Origin of the sequence: Ensifer sp. ENS06 (genome assembly GCF_014852205.1) — a bacterium.
GTDB lineage: Bacteria > Pseudomonadota > Alphaproteobacteria > Rhizobiales > Rhizobiaceae > Ensifer > Ensifer adhaerens.
The window spans coordinates 263648-279831 of record NZ_JACVBC010000004.1; the positions used below are offsets into that span (position 1 = coordinate 263648).

General features: G+C 59.2%; 15 protein-coding genes and 4 pseudogenes. 14 read left to right on the plus strand and 5 right to left on the minus strand.

What is annotated here, in order from left to right:
• Positions 1-513: 513 nt before the first annotated feature.
• The 6 genes and pseudogenes from IB279_RS18130 (at position 514) to IB279_RS18155 (ending at position 2687) form a co-directional block, all read left to right on the plus strand.
• Positions 514-771, plus strand: a complete 258-nt coding sequence (locus IB279_RS18130; protein ID WP_127890585.1) for a hypothetical protein — start codon at positions 514-516, stop codon at positions 769-771.
• Between the two features lie 117 nt (positions 772-888).
• A pseudogene (locus tag IB279_RS38170) lies at positions 889-1155 on the plus strand (hypothetical protein); the annotation flags it as partial.
• 219 nt (positions 1156-1374) lie between these two features.
• A complete protein-coding gene (locus IB279_RS18140) occupies positions 1375-1584 on the plus strand; it encodes a cold-shock protein (protein WP_034806062.1) in 210 nt (69 codons plus the stop codon).
• A 119-nt stretch (positions 1585-1703) separates the two neighbouring features.
• Complete coding sequence (locus IB279_RS18145; RefSeq protein ID WP_034806064.1) at positions 1704-1928, plus strand: hypothetical protein; 225 nt, start codon at positions 1704-1706, stop codon at positions 1926-1928.
• 29 nt (positions 1929-1957) lie between these two features.
• Positions 1958-2338, plus strand: coding sequence for a DUF6481 family protein (locus IB279_RS18150; protein WP_034806060.1), 381 nt, complete (start codon positions 1958-1960; stop codon positions 2336-2338).
• Positions 2339-2411: 73 nt separating this feature from the next.
• A complete protein-coding gene (locus IB279_RS18155) occupies positions 2412-2687 on the plus strand; it encodes a hypothetical protein (RefSeq protein WP_034799791.1) in 276 nt (91 codons plus the stop codon).
• 54 nt (positions 2688-2741) lie between these two features.
• Here IB279_RS18155 and IB279_RS18160 read toward each other — a convergent pair whose 3' ends face one another.
• On the minus strand, positions 2742-3911 hold the full coding sequence (locus IB279_RS18160) for a hypothetical protein (protein WP_246802008.1): 1170 nt from the start codon (positions 3909-3911) through the stop codon (positions 2742-2744).
• Between the two features lie 681 nt (positions 3912-4592).
• Here IB279_RS18160 and IB279_RS18165 point away from each other — a divergent pair.
• Positions 4593-4828, plus strand: a pseudogene (locus IB279_RS18165) (type II toxin-antitoxin system Phd/YefM family antitoxin).
• Positions 4828-5232, plus strand: a pseudogene (locus IB279_RS18170) (type II toxin-antitoxin system VapC family toxin). Before IB279_RS18165 ends, IB279_RS18170 begins: the two co-directional pseudogenes overlap by 1 nt.
• A gap of 316 nt (positions 5233-5548) precedes the next feature.
• Here the strand turns inward: IB279_RS18170 and IB279_RS18175 are convergent.
• The gene (locus tag IB279_RS18175) at positions 5549-6658 is read right to left on the minus strand and encodes an NAD(P)/FAD-dependent oxidoreductase (protein ID WP_113187594.1); all 1110 of its coding nucleotides are present in this window, start codon (positions 6656-6658) and stop codon (positions 5549-5551) included.
• 410 nt (positions 6659-7068) lie between these two features.
• Positions 7069-8010: a LysR substrate-binding domain-containing protein gene (locus IB279_RS18180; RefSeq protein ID WP_309142291.1), complete on the minus strand. Its 942-nt coding sequence runs from the start codon at positions 8008-8010 to the stop codon at positions 7069-7071.
• A 100-nt stretch (positions 8011-8110) separates the two neighbouring features.
• Between IB279_RS18180 and IB279_RS18185 the strand changes: the two genes are divergently transcribed.
• From IB279_RS18185 to IB279_RS18195, 3 genes are read left to right on the plus strand one after another with little or no spacing between them, the layout of a single operon-like run.
• Positions 8111-8590, plus strand: coding sequence for a RidA family protein (locus IB279_RS18185; RefSeq protein ID WP_113187592.1), 480 nt, complete (start codon positions 8111-8113; stop codon positions 8588-8590).
• Positions 8584-9780 (plus strand): aminotransferase class V-fold PLP-dependent enzyme, encoded by a 1197-nt coding sequence (locus tag IB279_RS18190; protein WP_309142292.1) that lies wholly within the window; start codon positions 8584-8586, stop codon positions 9778-9780. The genes IB279_RS18185 and IB279_RS18190 overlap by 7 nt, the downstream gene beginning before the upstream one ends.
• A 15-nt stretch (positions 9781-9795) precedes the next feature.
• Positions 9796-10578: an SDR family oxidoreductase gene (locus tag IB279_RS18195; RefSeq protein ID WP_034799800.1), complete on the plus strand. Its 783-nt coding sequence runs from the start codon at positions 9796-9798 to the stop codon at positions 10576-10578.
• Between the two features lie 78 nt (positions 10579-10656).
• Here the strand turns inward: IB279_RS18195 and IB279_RS37210 are convergent.
• Both IB279_RS37210 and IB279_RS18205 read right to left on the minus strand, forming a co-directional pair.
• Positions 10657-11175, minus strand: a pseudogene (locus IB279_RS37210) (NAD(P)H-dependent oxidoreductase); the annotation flags it as partial.
• Positions 11176-11459: 284 nt separating this feature from the next.
• Positions 11460-11780, minus strand: coding sequence for a DUF6438 domain-containing protein (locus tag IB279_RS18205; protein WP_113505733.1), 321 nt, complete (start codon positions 11778-11780; stop codon positions 11460-11462).
• A gap of 328 nt (positions 11781-12108) precedes the next feature.
• On the opposite strand from IB279_RS18205, the gene IB279_RS18210 reads away from it, so the two are divergent.
• From IB279_RS18210 to ligD, 3 genes are all read left to right on the plus strand, one after another.
• Entirely contained in the window at positions 12109-12426 is a 318-nt protein-coding gene (locus IB279_RS18210; protein WP_192339471.1) for a hypothetical protein, read from the plus strand.
• 351 nt (positions 12427-12777) lie between these two features.
• Complete coding sequence (locus IB279_RS18215; protein ID WP_110819557.1) at positions 12778-13188, plus strand: hypothetical protein; 411 nt, start codon at positions 12778-12780, stop codon at positions 13186-13188.
• 344 nt (positions 13189-13532) lie between these two features.
• On the plus strand, positions 13533-16169 hold the full coding sequence (ligD, locus tag IB279_RS18220) for a DNA ligase D (protein WP_113187590.1): 2637 nt from the start codon (positions 13533-13535) through the stop codon (positions 16167-16169).
• Positions 16170-16184: the final 15 nt, after the last annotated feature.

Below are 16184 nucleotides of genomic sequence, written 5' to 3' on the forward strand. Positions count from 1 at the left end.
CTTTAGGGAGGAAAGGAGAGGCCTACTTGGGGGTGATCGCGCTGATCGCAGGTGTGTTGCGGCTCGATCGAACGGCCCTGCCGGAGGGAACTATCCGCAATTGCTTGACTGGATCCCCGCGATGCCGGCTTGGCCTCGAGCCGCGGTGATCGTCGTCAGGGGGATTGTGATATTGATGTGAAAAGGCTCCAGATCGAAACGGGTACGATCCAGAGCCTTCGTCTGAGTGTTGCCTTCCATCTGCGCCTTCGATTTCGACAGACGACGCAATTGAGAGCGCATTCACTCGCAGAATGCAACCAAACGATTTCTGTTGCTTCGTCGGCTGGACCATCGAGGGCGAGCGGTCGTCGCTCTGGCGGCCGGTCCGTCGAGGAATCGCGGACCTGCTCTGCGCGGTGATGGCGCCCGCCGGTTACTGATATGCGTGGGGCAGGCAAAGTAGCCAGGCAACTTGCTAATGAAGTCGTGTTCGAGGAGACTGCGTTCAGCCTTGCCTTTAGGGGGTGTAAAATGGACTTCCAAAAGGTCGGTAGAGCCCGGATGATGATGCGCTTGCCACGACATCGGAAACAAATTGCCGACGCAAACTTCGTTGCGATAACCGATCTGCTCGAAGCTTACGGTAAAGCCGCTGTGACCCGTGACGAACTGCGCGAGCAGGCGGCTCCCGCCCCAGCACTTTTGAAAGAATATGAAGACCTGTGCCGGAAGTTGGAGGACGACATCCTGAGAATGCTGAGTGCCGTCAGTCCACGTATGATCCGCTAGCGCACGAGAGCGATGTTGACAGCGATGTCTTTCGACACTCCCGCCGCACCGTCCGGAACGGACGCAATCGTCGCCATTCGGAACACGCCTCCGCAAACACGTTAGGATGTTGTTCTTCTCGAGTGGCAGATGCCGAAAATGGATGGAAGAGAGACTGCAATGGCGCCCCGCTCGCTTGGGATGACCGACACGCCGTGTCTCATCATGGTAATGGCCCATGGCCGTGAGGAAGTAGGCAAGGCGGCGGGAAGGGCGGGAGTATCGGATGTGCTGGTCAAGCCCGTTCAACCATCTGCTACGCGATGCGGTCATCCGTGCGATGGGGACGAGCCGCCGACAGGGCCGAGGGAGGCGCGCCTTCGCTCCTGCGACACAATTAGATGAGTACAACCAAAGGGTGAATACTGCATCTTAGAAAACTAATCGTTGACGCGCCAATCCAAGTCACTTATACATGCGGCATCGATCTTTTGCTTGCCGAGCTTTGTCTACCGCGCGACTGGCACCGCGCTTTAAGCGAACTTCCCTTTCAAAAACAGTCGGTTTCCACCTGCTTAGCATAGGCTGAGCGGTCCCTCACTCTATGCTTTGAAAGGGTTCATCATGACCACAGGCACAGTAAAATGGTTCAACTCCACCAAGGGCTTCGGCTTCATCCAGCCTGATAACGGTGGCGCAGACGCGTTCGTGCACATCTCCGCCGTCGAGCGCGCTGGAATGCGCGAACTCGTCGAAGGGCAAAAGATCGGCTTCGAGCTCGAGCGCGACAATAAGTCGGGCAAGATGTCTGCTACCAATCTGCAGTCTGCCTAAAATTGAGATTTGCTTCCCTTTGACCACGGATGTACTGGCATTGCCGGAAGCAGTTTCAACAAGGCCGGGCGTTTCGCCTGGCCTTTTTTGTTCGCGACGCCGAACTAGTTGAGGTTCCAATGATAGAAGCACATAGCAAATCCCGTCAGCAGGCGGAAATCGCCTTCATGAAAGTCCAGACGCAGTTCTTCTCCAAAAACAACGCGATGGAAGAGGTGGAATCCGTTGCTCAGGCCCGGGATGCCAAGACTCTCCGGCTTCGAGAGGAACGCCTTGCAAAGGAGTTGGCCGACCGCTTGTCGGCGACACGCAACCTCATCGCCAAACGCGCCAACACACGCTGATCTCTGACGCACTTACAATTGGGATACGAATGAAGAACGCCGGAAAAAACGACATCTCCGACCGCCGAGCCGCATCGGCAGACGCCAAAGCTGCTCTCTTGAACGCCTACCGAGCGGCAAGGACTGCAGCAGAACCAGGGAGGATGGCAAGGCAGGCCGAGCGCGAAGCCCTTTCCACCGCTCGTGAAGAGCGGCGCGTTGAACGCGAGCGTCTGAAGCTTGAGGAACAAAAGCGTATCGAGACCGAGGCGACAGAGCGGCAGGCAGCCGTTGAGGCGGCAGCGGTCGCCGAAACCGAAGCGCGGGCGATCGCCGAAAACGCGCGTATAGCGCGGGTGATCGAAGATGAGGCGGTGCGAAAGGCCAACCGCGACAGGCGCTATGCCAATCGCAAGGCAAGACAAGGATAATTTTTCCGTTGCGCCGTTACCCGACAGCATGGCGATGTCATGCTCGGGACACTCAATACGAAAGGGAACGCCGATGGCACCGGATGCGAATGAACTCCAGGCGATCAACACGTCGTGGCAAATCGCAATCCAAGAAATCCTGCGCATGGTTATACGGGACATGTACCATGCCGGCGGCGAGGCAAATTTCAAGGCGCACATCAAACGCATCGAAGAGGCCGCCGTCGACAGCATCTACACCGATCTAAGGCTTCGAGGAACCAATGAGTGGACCGAGGTGCTCGTCAAGGAACGGGCGAGCAATTTCGTAACCACCTTGCTGACGTCCTTTACGTACGACCGAGCCTGACTGGATGCATACGCTCGCTGTGATCGGCGATGTCACGTTGCTTCATCAACCCGACTAGTCGCTAGGCTGGGCGGCCCTCACCGTCATCTCATCCCAAAGCAATGATGCTGTCCGTGCGAACGCGCTGTAACCGGCTTCAAACGGATGGCCGTCTCTTTCAGGATAAAGGCGCTGCCCGGCAACGATCGCATCCTGCAGGGCATCGGCGGTTGCGGCAAGCGCGCTTCGATACGGCAAACCGAGCTCCTTTGCGGTCTCGCGAATCTTGTCTTCAAGCGCAACCTGACGTTCAACGCTGAGGACAAATTCCGGCGCGGCTGACGCCAGCCGGTCATGGCGACGCAGGCATTCGAAGATCACGCGCTCTTTCGACGGAATGAGCAGAATGCCCACCCGCCCCGGCCGCTGCTGTGCCCAATCGGCCGCAAACCGCTGGAAGTCGCTGAACATTGCTGCGGTTTCGGGTGATGCCAGATCCGCCATACGGCCGTGGTCGTCGACATAGCGTTTCAGGACGGAAGGGCATCCGTCCGGAAACGTATAGTATTCGGATGTTTCGCCATCGCCCGTTTTGAACAGTCGGGCGTAAAGACTCTCCAGTCGTTCCGCTATCTCATGGTGATAGGCACTCAGGATCGCGACATTCTCGACAAGCTTCGTCTTGAAGCTCACGAATTGCGCATCCGCGCACTGCGAGTAACCTCCCGCGTCACCGAACAGGGCCTGCAGATGAAGACGCTTCCGCTCTGAGAGCCAGAAGTCGGAACGTGCGTTCATGATATCACAGGCTGAAAAGACGACCGCGAAGTCGTTGGCAGGGAAAACGGCGACAATGTTGCCTTTCGCGCCCGCGGCCAAAGCATCGTGCACGATGGCGTGATAAGTGTAGATACCGTAGCTCCCAACACCGAAGTTGTAGGTGCGTTGCCCCGTCATTGCCTCGAAAGCCACCGGCCAGGAATGCGCACTATCAACGTTGTTGCCATAGGTCATGGAGTCGCCAATCGCTGCGACCTGAAAGTCATGACCTGCTCCAGGTGGATCCCGGAAGCCGGCCTTGTCTACGTCGCCGAGTGCCGGATCGAGGCGATAGCCATATTTCTCGTCGATGATCTTGTGCGTCCGTGTGCCGATCGGAAACGGCGTAAACATACGCAGCATTGCTTCCCCGGCCCCGAGCGCCACCGTGAGCGAGATCAACAGTAGCATCATGTTCTTCAGCATGTCCCCTCCCTCTCATACCAGATGCGAAATCGATCCGGCATAGTTGCCGGTCGCAGCCGCGCAGTCCCCCACATGCCTGCCGCGCGGCGGTCCGAGCGATCCCGTCAGGTTGCGGTGGCTTCCCGCGAATGTCGGAAAGGTCGACGAGAGGAAAGTCAGCCGGAAAAAATGCCCACCGACAGCGTAGGCAAGCCATAAACGTCCATTGAAGGAACGCGAATTATGTCGCCTCCAACAAGTACAAGTACAAGCAGATTTATATGCGCAATAACTAATATTAATCTATCATGCGTTTGACCGTCCCGCCATTAGCCCGGATGGAGGATGAACTGCGCGAGCCGTCTTCGGTCAGGCAAGAGCAAGGCTCGGGCTCGCGTTGCCTGCCCCGAGCGACGCCGGCGACCCAGGTGCGAAGGGCCTGGGTTGACTCACCCTAGTTGCTGCGCTGTTCACGTTCTGGGCCAAAATGATTGCGTAATGTGCACCATTCATTTCCGACAAAAGGAAGATCTGGCCAAATTTGCTCAGCAAGTTCGGTGTCGCATGCAAGTCCTGCGAGTAAGCTCGCGTGGCGTTGCGGGCAGAGGTCTATCGATCGCGCTTTTCCCCGTTAAATCGCGAGCGACAGGATTTATATAGCTAGACAGTCTAGTCAACTTGGAGTGGAGCTAGGAATGGCAACTGCAGGACGCCAAGAACCAATTCTCGAAGGTGGTGCAGAAGGCCCGCCACGAGGGACCGCAGATTGTCACGCTGCGCGGGGAGCGCACCGCCGTTGTACTGTCCGCTCATGACTACGACGCCCTACGGGCTTGCCGGCCGACGTTGGTCGATGACCTGCTTGGCGGTCCCGCTGGGGACGACCAACTCGCTGATGCGTACGCATCAAGACGCCAAGCCGCGATGTGGCATTCTGATGTACCTGGTTGACACAAACATTGTGTCAGAGGCGCGACGTGGCACGTTGCAGGCGGTGTCTTGGCTGCGCTCTGTCGATCCGCTCAGCATCCACCTGAGCGCGCTCACCCTCGGCCAAATCCTGCGCGGCATTGCCCTGAAACAGAGGTCGGATCCAAAGACTGCAGCGCACTCACCGAATGGCTGCGCAAGCTGCGCCACGACCATGGCGACCGCATTTTGCCTATAACAGACCAAATCGCGGTCGAATGGGGCCGCATCGCGGCAATCCGCACCCGCGGTGATATTGACGGGTTAATCGCCGCGACCGATCGTCCACGATCTCATCCTTGTCACTCGCAACGTCAAGGATTTCGAAGACACAGATGCCTCCGTAATCAATCCTTGGGAAACGTCGGCGTGAGCCGCCCGGCGCGACGGACACCCTTCGAGGATAGTTTTTCGGACCAACTGTTCGCCGGGGCTTGGATCTTGCGGTATGCAATTGATTGAGCCTCCGCAGTGAGCGGAGGCTCAATCACGGTCGTTATTGCGAGGCGCTCGCGTTGCATGGCAATGCCGAGCCGAGCCTAGCCTAGCCTTGGACTTTCCCATTGCGAGAGCCTTATTGTAGGTCGGCGGCGATGACACGCTGATCGGCGTCCGGGTAGCGACCACCCCTATGCTCCATGTTTGGGGCGCGCGCGGACGAAGCACCCATCGCTGAAACTTTGACGCAATCACTTTGTGCTGCTCCGCCGCTCGATATCCGCGCTCACCGCGGCCGCCTCTCGACCGATCTCCCTGAGCAGGCCGGTGACCGGATTGTGGAAACCGACGAGATAAAGGCCGAGCGCGGCGGCTTGGCGAGTGACGCCGCTCTTGCCGGGCCGCAATGCCGCCGGCAGGAACTTCTCGAAACTCGGCCGGTAGCCGGTCGCGAGGATGACGCTGTCGAACTCCGCATGCCTGCCGGAAACGAAAGTGGCACCGCGCTCGGTGAAACGCTTGATGTCTGATGCCACTTTGATGTCGCCGGTTTTGATCGCTCTCACCGTGCCGACATCGATGACCGGGATGCGTCCGGCGTTGATCTGCTCAAGAATGCCCTGCTTCGGCCTGGCGATGCCGTATTTTTCGAGCTTACCTAACGCGAGGTCGAGGATGGTGGGGAACAACCGGTCGTTCACAGCTCGCGGCAGCGGTTGGGTTGCGATGGCGATGATCTGGATCGGCACGCCGAACAGCTGGCGCGGCACGATGTGGATGCCGTTTCGTACCGACAGCGTCGGGCGGGCGCCGCACTCGGCAAGGTCGAGCGCAATCTCAGCGCCGGTGTTACCCATACCGACAACCAGAACCGACTGGCCGGCGAAGGGCGCGGCTTCAGTGTAGTCAGCGCTGTGCAGCCGCCTGCCCTTGAAGGCCTCGATTTCGGGCAGGCTGGGAACGAAGGGCTCAGCATTGTTGCCGCTGGCGATCACGACGTGGCCTGCGCAGAATGTCTCCGTTCCGGTCTCGACCAGGTAGCCGCCGTCCTTGCGGCGGATGGACTTGACCGTCTCGCCGAAGCGCGGTCGTAGCTCGAAGCGCTCGGCATAAGCGTCGAGATAGGCGACCATCTTCTCGCGCGGCACATAGCGCGGATAGTCCTTGGGGAATGGCATGTGCGGCAGCGCGGAGAACGCCTTCACCGTATGAAGGTGCAGCCGCCCGTAGTGGCGTCGCCAGGCGGGGGCGATCTCATGCGCCATTTCGAGGATGACGAAATCCAGCCCCGCCCGTCTTAGGCAGGCGCCGACCGCAAGGCCGGCCGGCCCGGCTCCGACAATGACGACATGGGTATCCACTCGATGGTCGCTCCCAGAATAGAGCCTAATTCGACAGGGGTCGGCCGACAAGTGGGCGGGGCGCTGTCCCTTATTACCCCGCCTGCATCGCCCGGGTTGCGTTTCCATGCCTTCGTCGAGAATGTTTTTTCGGGGCCGCAGCCGCCGCGTCGTCGTTGCCGCCCCATTTAGGCGGATTTCATTTCCCAAGCGCAAAGAATAAGTGAGGAGAGAGCGGAAGCCTCACGATCTGATCGCACAATGTATCGACTGGAAGGTGCCTCACTGGGGTAGAGCCGGGTCTGCCACTCTATGGGGAACAAGTGCTACTTCCTCGGTTTTGAGGTTCTAGCTTGTGCAGAAATGCTTGGTGGCGCGCGCCGAGAGGTATCCGCCGGCAGATTTTACCGTTGGGACGGCGATTGCATCGATCAAAAAATGGGGCCGGACGTTCTCTGCGCCGATAGGGTCATCTCATTTTTCAACCAGGCGACAAACGCCTCTATCGCTTCGAGTTTCTTCGAGAGCGGGTCAAAGGCTGCCCAGTATGCAGCTTTCTGTGAGCTCAACGAAGCCGACAAGGGCCTAACCAGGCGCCCCGCCCGAATATGCTCCCGAACAAGAAGGCCTCGCCCCATGGCGACACCCTGACCATCAAGAGCAGCTTGCAATACAATGTTGTAGTCAGTCAGCCGGGTCTGTTTGGCCCTCTCAAGCGGAAATCCGGCTGCCTCCGACCACAGCTGCCACTCGAGGCCGCTCTTGGCCTGTAATATCTCTTGGTTGAGCAGGTCTAGCGCGGATTGAAACTGGGATCCGTCTCCGTATAGCGCCGGGCTCAACACTGGAGACAAATCTTCGTTTGCGAGGTGCACGCAGGACTGTTTGCTCCCGCCAAAATCGCCAAATCGGATCGCGATATCCGCTTCGCCTCGCCCGACATCGACAATGCGCAGGGTCGGATCCAATTCGAGTTCGATCGCCGGGTAGCTCTTGAGGAAACTGCCAAGTCTGTTGACCAGCCAGTTGGCGGCGAAAGAGGGAAGCAGGCTCACACGCAAGCTGGTCTGCCCGGATCGCGAGCGCACCCTCGCGGTGCCCTCCGACAGCACAGTGAAGGCCTCGTCGACGGTGGCAAGAAACATTGTGCCCGCCTCGGTCAGCTCAATGCTTTTACTCTTGCGACGAAAGAGTGGAGTACCGAGAGCACTCTCGAGCTGCTTGATGTGGTGGCTCACCGCGCTTTGCGTAATGAGCAGTTCCTCGCCCGCCAATCGAAAGCTCCCTCGGATTGCTACCACCTGGAAGACCCTGGCCGCGGAAAGGGGTGGGAGGAACGGGGAACTGCGCAATGCCGATGCCTCGCGGATCAATGACGGCTGACATTAACGAATTCGATCGCAGGGCGCAAAGCTTTGAACTGGCGGGCTCCTCGGATTTCTTTCATGAAGCAAGAAAGAAAAGGAGAAAACGATGACGATTTCCATCCGTGACCAACTGGTTACTCTTGGCCTGGAACTTCCCGCGCCGACGTCTCCGGCTGCGAATTACATTTCGGTGGTCCACGCGAGCAACCTGTTGTTCATTTCCGGTCAGATCAGCAAGGCGCCGGCTGGTGAGATAATTGCAGGCACCCTGGGTGCGGACATATCTCACGAGCAGGGGGTGCAAGCGGCGCGTATCGCAGCCCTTAATCTTCTCGGACAGATCGCTGCCAATACAGACGGCTCGCTTTCGTCTGTCCGTCGCATCGTGAAGCTTGGCGTATTCGTCGCGGCAACGAGCGAGTTCAAGGATCACTCGAAGGTTGCAAACGGTGCCTCCGACCTGATGGTTGCGGTGTTCGGCGAAGCCGGGCAGCACACGAGGGCCGCCATTGGTGTCAGTTCGCTTCCCTCGGGCGCAGCCGTCGAGATCGATGCGGTTGTGGAACTGGAGCAGACCAGGTGCTGACCGACGCAAAAATCGACGGCCTGCGCAACGACACACCCGGCTGCGCCCAGCGAAGTCACTTCAATCACGCCGGAGCTTCGCTCCCACCGAGGCGGGTCACCGAAGCGATTGTCGGACACTTGATGCTGGAATCGACGCGAGGTCCGATGGAAGCTGCCGCACTGGTTGCGCACGAGCTCGCGATACTTCGTACCAATGCTGCCAAGTTCATCGGCGCCGACGAAGGCGAGGTTGCCTTCGGTGGATCGGGGTCTGCCCTTTGGGGGAGCGTGTTTGCCGCGTTGCCACAGCTAAGGTCGGGCGAGCGCATTTTAATTGGCCGACAGGAATGGGGCGGTAATGTCGCATCGATGCAGCGTGCGGCAAGCCATGCCGGGGCAAGTATCGAGACCATTCCCTGCGCGGAAGACGGCAGTGTCGATCCGAACGCTCTTTCCGCAATGATCGACGACAAGGTGCGCATGATCTCGCTAACATGGCTTCCCGCCAACGGGGGATTGATAAACGACGCCGAAGCCATCGGGCGGGTCGCCAACGCGGCTCGCATCCCATACTTCGTGGATGCCGGGCAGGCACTTGGTCAGCTTCCTATCGATGTGTCGAGGATAGGTTGCGATGTGCTCAAGGCGGCCGGCAGGAAATACGTTAGAGGGCCGCGCGGAACGGCTCTCGTCTACGTTCGCTCCAATTTTCTTGAGAAGCTCGATCCCAGTTTCGTTGACGTGAGCTCCGGCCCTCTCGTGAATGGAAAAGTCGAGCTGAGGAAAGATGCTCGTCTATTCGAAACGTCCGAAGCGCCTATATCACTGCTCCTGGGGCTCGGCGAAGCACTCGCGCTGGCTTCGGAGTTGGGTGTCGAGGCGATCCAAGCCCGCATAGCCCGACTGGCAACCCGGCTTCGGGACGGGTTGAAACGTATTCCGGCGGTTGAGGTGCGCGATCTCGGGGAGAAACAGTCGGGCCTTGTTTCTTTCACGGTGGAGGGAATTTCGGCATCGGTTGTGAGACGCAGACTAGCAGAGAAGAGTATCTCAATCGGGGCGAACGGCGTACCCTACACGCCCTTCGACATGACGGCGCGCGGACTGCAGGAAATAGCTCGAGCCTCGGTCAGTTATTTCAATACGGCGGGAGAGGTCGATGGCCTGATCCATGCGGTTGAGCACATCGCAAAAGATGCGATCCAATAGAAGGACGGAACCACGATGGATTTGGGAATAAGTGGCAAGCGCGCGATCGTCTGCGCGAGCTCGAAAGGGCTGGGCAGAGGCGTGGCGCAGAAGCTCGCAGAGGCGGGCGTGATCGTTACCCTGAACGGTCGTAACCGGGACGCGCTGGAGGCCACCGCGAGGGAGCTTCGCGAGCTGACAAGTGCCGAAGTCTATGCCGTGGTAGCAGACGTGACGACCGTAGAAGGTCGGCAAGAGCTTCTCGAAGCGGAACCGAAAGCCGACATCCTCGTCACCAACGCAGGGGGACCGCCGCCTGGGTTATGGACTGATTGGGAGACGAATGAATGGTTGAACGCACTGAACGCTAACATGCTGACCCCGATCTTGCTGATGAAAGCGGTTCTGCCCGGTATGATCGATAGGAGCTGGGGGCGCGTCGTCAACATCACCTCCGCCTCGGTAAAGTCACCGATCCCGGAGTTGGGCCTGTCCAACGCATCCCGCAGCGGACTGACCGGTTTTGTGGCAGGGACGGCAAGGCAAGTCGCGAAACATGGCGTAACGATCAACAACCTCCTACCGGGGTCACATGAGACTGATCGTGTAGCCGTGCTTCTCCAGCGACGGGCAGAAGTGAAGGGCATCTCAATCGACCAGGCGCGGCAGGAGGCGCATGCGGAGAATCCGACCGGGCGCTTCGGCACGATTGAGGAGTTCGGCGCTGCCGCGGCATTTCTTTGCAGCCAGTACGCAGGCTATATTGTCGGCCAGAATATTCTGCTCGACGGTGGCGCTTTCAGGTCGACGCTTGCTTAAGTTCCAACGTCTCACGGCATCGCGGACCTCATTTCCGTGTCAGAGGGTATTCGAATATTATCAAATACCCTTTGATGATCAGATCGACTTGAGTTTGACGCGCTGTTCCGGCTTCTCCGCGTCTTCCTTGCGCTCGCTGTATCGGTCGACGAGATAGGCCGACGCGTCAGCAGCGTGAATTTCATCAGCTCCTCGCAGAGGTCGACAACGCGGTCGTAGTGGGACGATGGCTTCATACGCCCATTTCCGTCGTACTCCTGATAGGCCTTGGCGACTGACGTTTGGGGATCGTGATCATGCGCATCCAGCGGCCGGGCAGCCGGAGGGTATTGATGGCATCGAAGGACTGAGAACCACCCGACTTGCATGACCGCAAGGGACTTCCCCTGCGTCGCACAGATCGAGCCGACGGACAGCGGGATCCAGTCGATCTGCGCCTTCATGATCCTGGGGCGCTCCGGGCTGCCCCAGACCTGGCCCTCCGACCATGCCGAAAGTTCCCGGCGTTCCTGGACCTTCGGATGGCGCACGGGTGCATCATCCGGAAGCGGTAAGCCGGAGGGATCAGATGAAGCACACCTCAGCCCCGAAATGCTCCCAAGTACCCCCAGTGCGCTAAGGAGGCGGAAGGCGACGGCTCTTGCTTTTCAACCCACAAGCGTCCCAGCGATTAACTCTAAGGCCCTGGTCGTAAGTCGCTCTCAGAGCTCACTTTGCTGGACGATCCCAGGCTCCATCCTCAAGACGGCGATCCTCGATCAGTTTCCCCACCTGAAGCAAATCGGGCGCATCCGCAAGCGTTCGCGCCAAAGCATCGTTCCGCGGATCCCTGCAGCCGAAATTGAAGACAAGCTGGTCAGAACGTCCGACCTCGATCCACGTCACCGAGACTGAAGCATGATCCGTGGCAAACTGTCTGCACCGCGCATGCCCACGGTAATGGTCTCCGTTCCTTGTGGCCGATGCGGTGCGAGTGCCGACTGAAAGGTGGACCATTCCTTTGGCGTGATCGAGAAAGGCTGTTCGCCATGAACGTTTGTAAAGCGCCGGCCCTCGAACATACCCCCGCTGGCGCTCACCTGGAAACGGTAAACTGGGCACTCGCCGAGACATGGTTTGCGTTCGACAATGATGCTCGGCGTCTGGCTTTGCTCCACCAGCAGCGCTGCCGCAGCCATTATAATCTTCGCAACCAGAATCATATCGTGCACCCTTTCAGGACCCAGGGCCGGTCGTCAGGTCCGCTCAACACGTGTGTCACGGGTCAGCATCTTTTGCGTGTTAAGAAGTCAACCTCAACCAACACGCAGTCCCAGTCAACGCCCTTTTGTGGCTGTCAATCTTGACCTGTATGCGGGCGGTCACGCATCTGCCCTTAGCGAGGGGCCGGCTGCCAATGTCGAAAGCTGGTTCATTGCCGTTAAAGAACGATAGGTCACGAATTTATGTCGGCCACAAACCCGACACGTCGTCAGTTGGAACAAAACTCCCAAGGTACTGTTTACCTACAAATATGCAGGAGGATCAAACATGGCCGATATCGGGCTGCCTATTCCGAAGGCGATCGTCGATCCCACTAAAGATTTCGTGGGCATTCCGGCACAGCAGAGAAACACTGCTAAGGAAATCAATCGACTTAGAAAGCAGGTGCGTCGCTTGCAGACGCGTGTTGAGAACATGGGCATAGTGGCAATTCGTCCGAGGCGAAGGACGCATCGACTGGTAGGCGCGGCTGTAACCATTGCCTTTGCGGGGCTTTCATGGGCCCTTTGGAGATCACGCGATACGGCGACTTTTCGTCGAATAGTATCGGTCGCGCTTCCGTTTCGCGGTCGCGGCAACTTCTGACCTCCGCCCCAAGGCCGGCTTTTCAAGCCAGGATCGCCCCCGTCGGGAAGCGGGACTGAGGACGCGCCAATCGGCTCCAGTACGGGGAATATCGATGGAACTCGGCCCCGGTCCGCGGGGATAATTGGGGCTCGCCGATCTCCCCAAGAGTCTCGCCGTCGCATGCGAAACGAATGTAGGCTGGCTTGGCGAAGGCAAGAGCTTTCTTGCCAGGTCAACAGCGGTGAGCAAGGTTGCCGCGCTACCTTTGGAAGCCGACGGGTTGACGGCTCCGTGGATCGGTTGTCCAAACCCTCTGTTAAATCTCTGCCGCTAGTCTGTTTCAAAAGGGGATACGGAAAGGCATTTTTGATGAGAGGCGCGGCGCCGGTGATGTATCAGCACTTCCTGAACAAGCAAGAGTCCTTCATGTACGATCGGGAAACCAACTTCCCGATGGAGGACACGCGGAACGATGCGCGCATCGAATACACTGAGAAGGGCATGACGCAACTGAGCTCTCGTCGCTGCGAGATCATCAAGCTTTCGAAAAGCGGCGCCCTGATCAGCATCCTCACGCAGTACCCGCTGCCACAGAATTTCTACCTGGACATCCCGAGCGCCCGCATCCAGATGGTCGGCTGCCTGACAAAGCGGGTGCATGCTAACAACATTATCGAAGCGCGGTTCCTGCGCATGCTGACGGACCGCGACCTCAATCGCATCTTCGTCTACAGCACCCATCCGAACCACCGTAATCGCACGCTCGACATTTACCGCTAGAAAGCAAATCGTCGGCGCCGCCGCCAACGCAGCGCCTGCGGTAGCGACCACCAGGCCGATCCCAAAAGGGAGCGGCGATGTCCCTCAAGGCGCCGAGTGAACTAGGCAGATCCCATCAAGCACCTTGACGGTCTGCGAGCACATTGACGGACAAGGCAGCTCGGTAGGTTGCTTGGCATGGCATCGGCTGTGCCTAACCACCGCGCCGCCGGCAGAGGATATTCTTCACACGAAACACCTGCCATCGGACAGGCGGGACCTGTCCTTGGAGGAACAACAATCCGGCGCGGGGGTTTTCGACTCCAGTGTAAGGAATTTCCTGATGGGATGGATTGAGGTCGATCATGGCGGCTGACAAGCTCTCAACCTACAAGAAGAAACGGGACTTCAAGCAGACAAAGGAACCGAGCGGCGCGGCCGCTGTCAAGCCGGCCAATCGGCTTCGCTTCATCATCCAGAAACACGACGCGACGCGCCTTCATTACGATCTTCGCCTCGAACTCGACGGCGTGTTCAAGTCCTGGGCTGTGACGAAGGGGCCGTCACTTGATCCGCATGACAAGCGGCTGGCGGTCAAGGTGGAGGATCATCCGCTCGGCTATGGGGATTTCGAGGGCACCATCCCGAAAGGCCAGTATGGCGGTGGCACGGTCATGCTGTGGGACCGGGGCTATTGGGAGCCGGAAGGAAACAAGTCGCCGGAGGAAGCCCTGAAGAAGGGCGATTTGAAATTCGTGCTGCAGGGTAAGCGCCTAAATGGCAGCTTCGTGCTCGTGCGGATGCGCAACGACCGCGACGGCGGTAAGCGCACCAATTGGCTGCTGATCAAGCATCATGACGATCATTCCGTTGAAGAGAACGGCGCTGCCATCCTGGATGAGAACATGACCTCGGTGGCTTCTGGACGAACCATGGAGCAGATCGCAAGCGGCAAGGGGCGCAAGCCCAAGCCGTTCATGATGGCGAGCGGTGAGGTCGAGGCCGACGCAGTCTGGGATAGCAAGCGAGGGCGCGCAGCCGGTAAACGCAAAGAGCGGGGTCGGGAGGATGTGGCGGCGTCGACCGGGGTTGACTTGCCCGACTTCATTGCTCCGCAACTCTGCGAAACCGTGGAGCGCCCGCCGGCCGGGAAGAACTGGCTGCATGAGATCAAGTTCGATGGATACCGCATCCAAATGCGGGTCGCTGACGGTGAGGTCATGCTGAAGACCCGCAAAGGGCTGGACTGGACGGCCAAATATCCGGAGATAGCGAGCGCTTCCTCCCAACTGCCCGACTGCATTATCGACGGCGAGATCTGCGCGCTCGACGACAATGGCGCTCCGGATTTCGCGGCGCTTCAGGCCGCCTTGTCGGAAGGCACCACCGGCAACCTGGTCTATTTCGCGTTCGACCTCCTGTTCGACGGCGGCGAGGATTTGCGGCCGAGGCCGCTTACCGATCGAAAGGCGCGTTTGCAGGAGCTGCTAGCAGATGCGACCGACAATCCTCGTCTTCGCTTCGTCGAGCATTTCGAGACGGGCGGCGATGCGGTCCTGCGTTCTGCGTGCAAGCTTTCCCTCGAGGGCATTGTCTCGAAGCATGCCGATGCGCCCTACCAGTCCGGCCGTACCGACACCTGGGCGAAATCGAAATGCCGCGCCGGGCATGAAGTGGTTATCGGCGGATACGCCAACACGAATGGCAAGTTCCGGTCGCTACTTGCCGGCGTCAATCGCGGTGAGCATTTCGTTTATGTCGGCCGCGTCGGCACAGGCTACAGCGCCAAGAAGGTCGAAACACTGCTGCCAAAGTTGAAGGCTGTGGAAACGACGAAGTCGCCGTTCACGGGGATCGGCGCGCCGAAGAACGAAAAGGAAGTCGTCTGGGTGAGACCCGAGTTGGTCGCCGAGATCGAATTCGCTGGCTGGACCGCAGACGGGCAAGTCCGCCAGGCCGCCTTCAAGGGCCTGCGGGAGGACAAGCCGGCCGATGAGGTGGAGGCGGAAAAGCCGGCATCCCCCGCGAAGACCAAAACGCCCAAGCCCGCGCCGATGGTGAACAAGGTCCCGCGCCGCAAGGGCGCGAAAGCCGAGGTCATGGGCGTGCTCATCTCCAATCCGGACAAACCGTTATGGCCGGACGCCGACGACGGCAAGGCCGTCACCAAAGAAGAGCTGGCCCGGTATCACGAAGCGGTCGGCTCTTGGCTGATCGAACATGTCAGGGGCCGGCCGTGTTCGATCATCCGCGCGCCTGACGGCATTGGCGGCGAACAGTTTTTCCAACGCCACGCCATGCCGGGTACGTCAAACCTGCTGGAGCTGGTCAAGGTGTTCGGCGACAAGAAGCCGTATTTGCAAGTCGACCGTGTAGAAGGCCTCGTCGCCGTCGCCCAGATCGGCGGCATCGAACTACATCCATGGAACTGCGAACCAGGAAAACCGGAGGTGCCGGGCCGGCTGGTTTTCGACCTCGACCCCGGTCCGGATGTGCCGTTCGCGGCTGTGGTTGCGGCCGCCCGTGAAATGCGGGACCGGCTTGATGATCTGGGACTTGTCAGCTTCTGCAAGACGACTGGCGGCAAGGGACTGCATGTGGTGACGCCGCTGGCCGTGAACGCGCGTACGCCACTTTCATGGGCGCAGGCGAAGGGCTTCGCCCGTGACGTCTGCCAGGAGATGGCCCGCGATAATCCAGACCTTTACCTCATCAAGATGACGAAAAGCCTGCGGGAAGGCCGCATCTTCCTCGACTATCTGCGCAACGACCGCATGGCGACGGCGGTGGCCCCGCTGTCGCCACGGGCGCGTCCGGGCGCCACCGTGTCGATGCCGCTAACCTGGACGCAGGTCAAATCCGATCTCGATCCGAAGCGGTTCACCGTGCGGACCGTACCGGCGCTGCTAACGAAGACGATTGCGTGGGAGGACTATTGCGACGGACAGCGCGAGCTCGAACAGGCCATCAAGCGGCTCGGCAAGCACAAGGCTGCGGCATGAGCTCTGAACGGCAGG

Excerpts from the sequence above, each read along its gene's own strand:
- IB279_RS18130 (WP_127890585.1), top strand. The coding sequence starts at position 514 with ATGGACTTCCAAAAGGTCGGTAGAGCCCGGATGATGATGCGCTTGCCA.
- IB279_RS18140 (WP_034806062.1), top strand. The coding sequence starts at position 1,375 with ATGACCACAGGCACAGTAAAATGGTTCAACTCCACCAAGGGCTTCGGC.
- IB279_RS18145 (WP_034806064.1), top strand. The coding sequence starts at position 1,704 with ATGATAGAAGCACATAGCAAATCCCGTCAGCAGGCGGAAATCGCCTTC.
- IB279_RS18150 (WP_034806060.1), top strand. The coding sequence starts at position 1,958 with ATGAAGAACGCCGGAAAAAACGACATCTCCGACCGCCGAGCCGCATCG.
- IB279_RS18155 (WP_034799791.1), top strand. The coding sequence starts at position 2,412 with ATGGCACCGGATGCGAATGAACTCCAGGCGATCAACACGTCGTGGCAA.
- IB279_RS18160 (WP_246802008.1), bottom strand. The coding sequence starts at position 3,911 with ATGCTGAAGAACATGATGCTACTGTTGATCTCGCTCACGGTGGCGCTC.
- IB279_RS18185 (WP_113187592.1), top strand. The coding sequence starts at position 8,111 with ATGACGATTTCCATCCGTGACCAACTGGTTACTCTTGGCCTGGAACTT.
- IB279_RS18195 (WP_034799800.1), top strand. The coding sequence starts at position 9,796 with ATGGATTTGGGAATAAGTGGCAAGCGCGCGATCGTCTGCGCGAGCTCG.
- IB279_RS18205 (WP_113505733.1), bottom strand. The coding sequence starts at position 11,780 with ATGATTCTGGTTGCGAAGATTATAATGGCTGCGGCAGCGCTGCTGGTG.
- IB279_RS18210 (WP_192339471.1), top strand. The coding sequence starts at position 12,109 with ATGGCCGATATCGGGCTGCCTATTCCGAAGGCGATCGTCGATCCCACT.
- IB279_RS18215 (WP_110819557.1), top strand. The coding sequence starts at position 12,778 with ATGAGAGGCGCGGCGCCGGTGATGTATCAGCACTTCCTGAACAAGCAA.
- ligD (WP_113187590.1), top strand. The coding sequence starts at position 13,533 with ATGGCGGCTGACAAGCTCTCAACCTACAAGAAGAAACGGGACTTCAAG.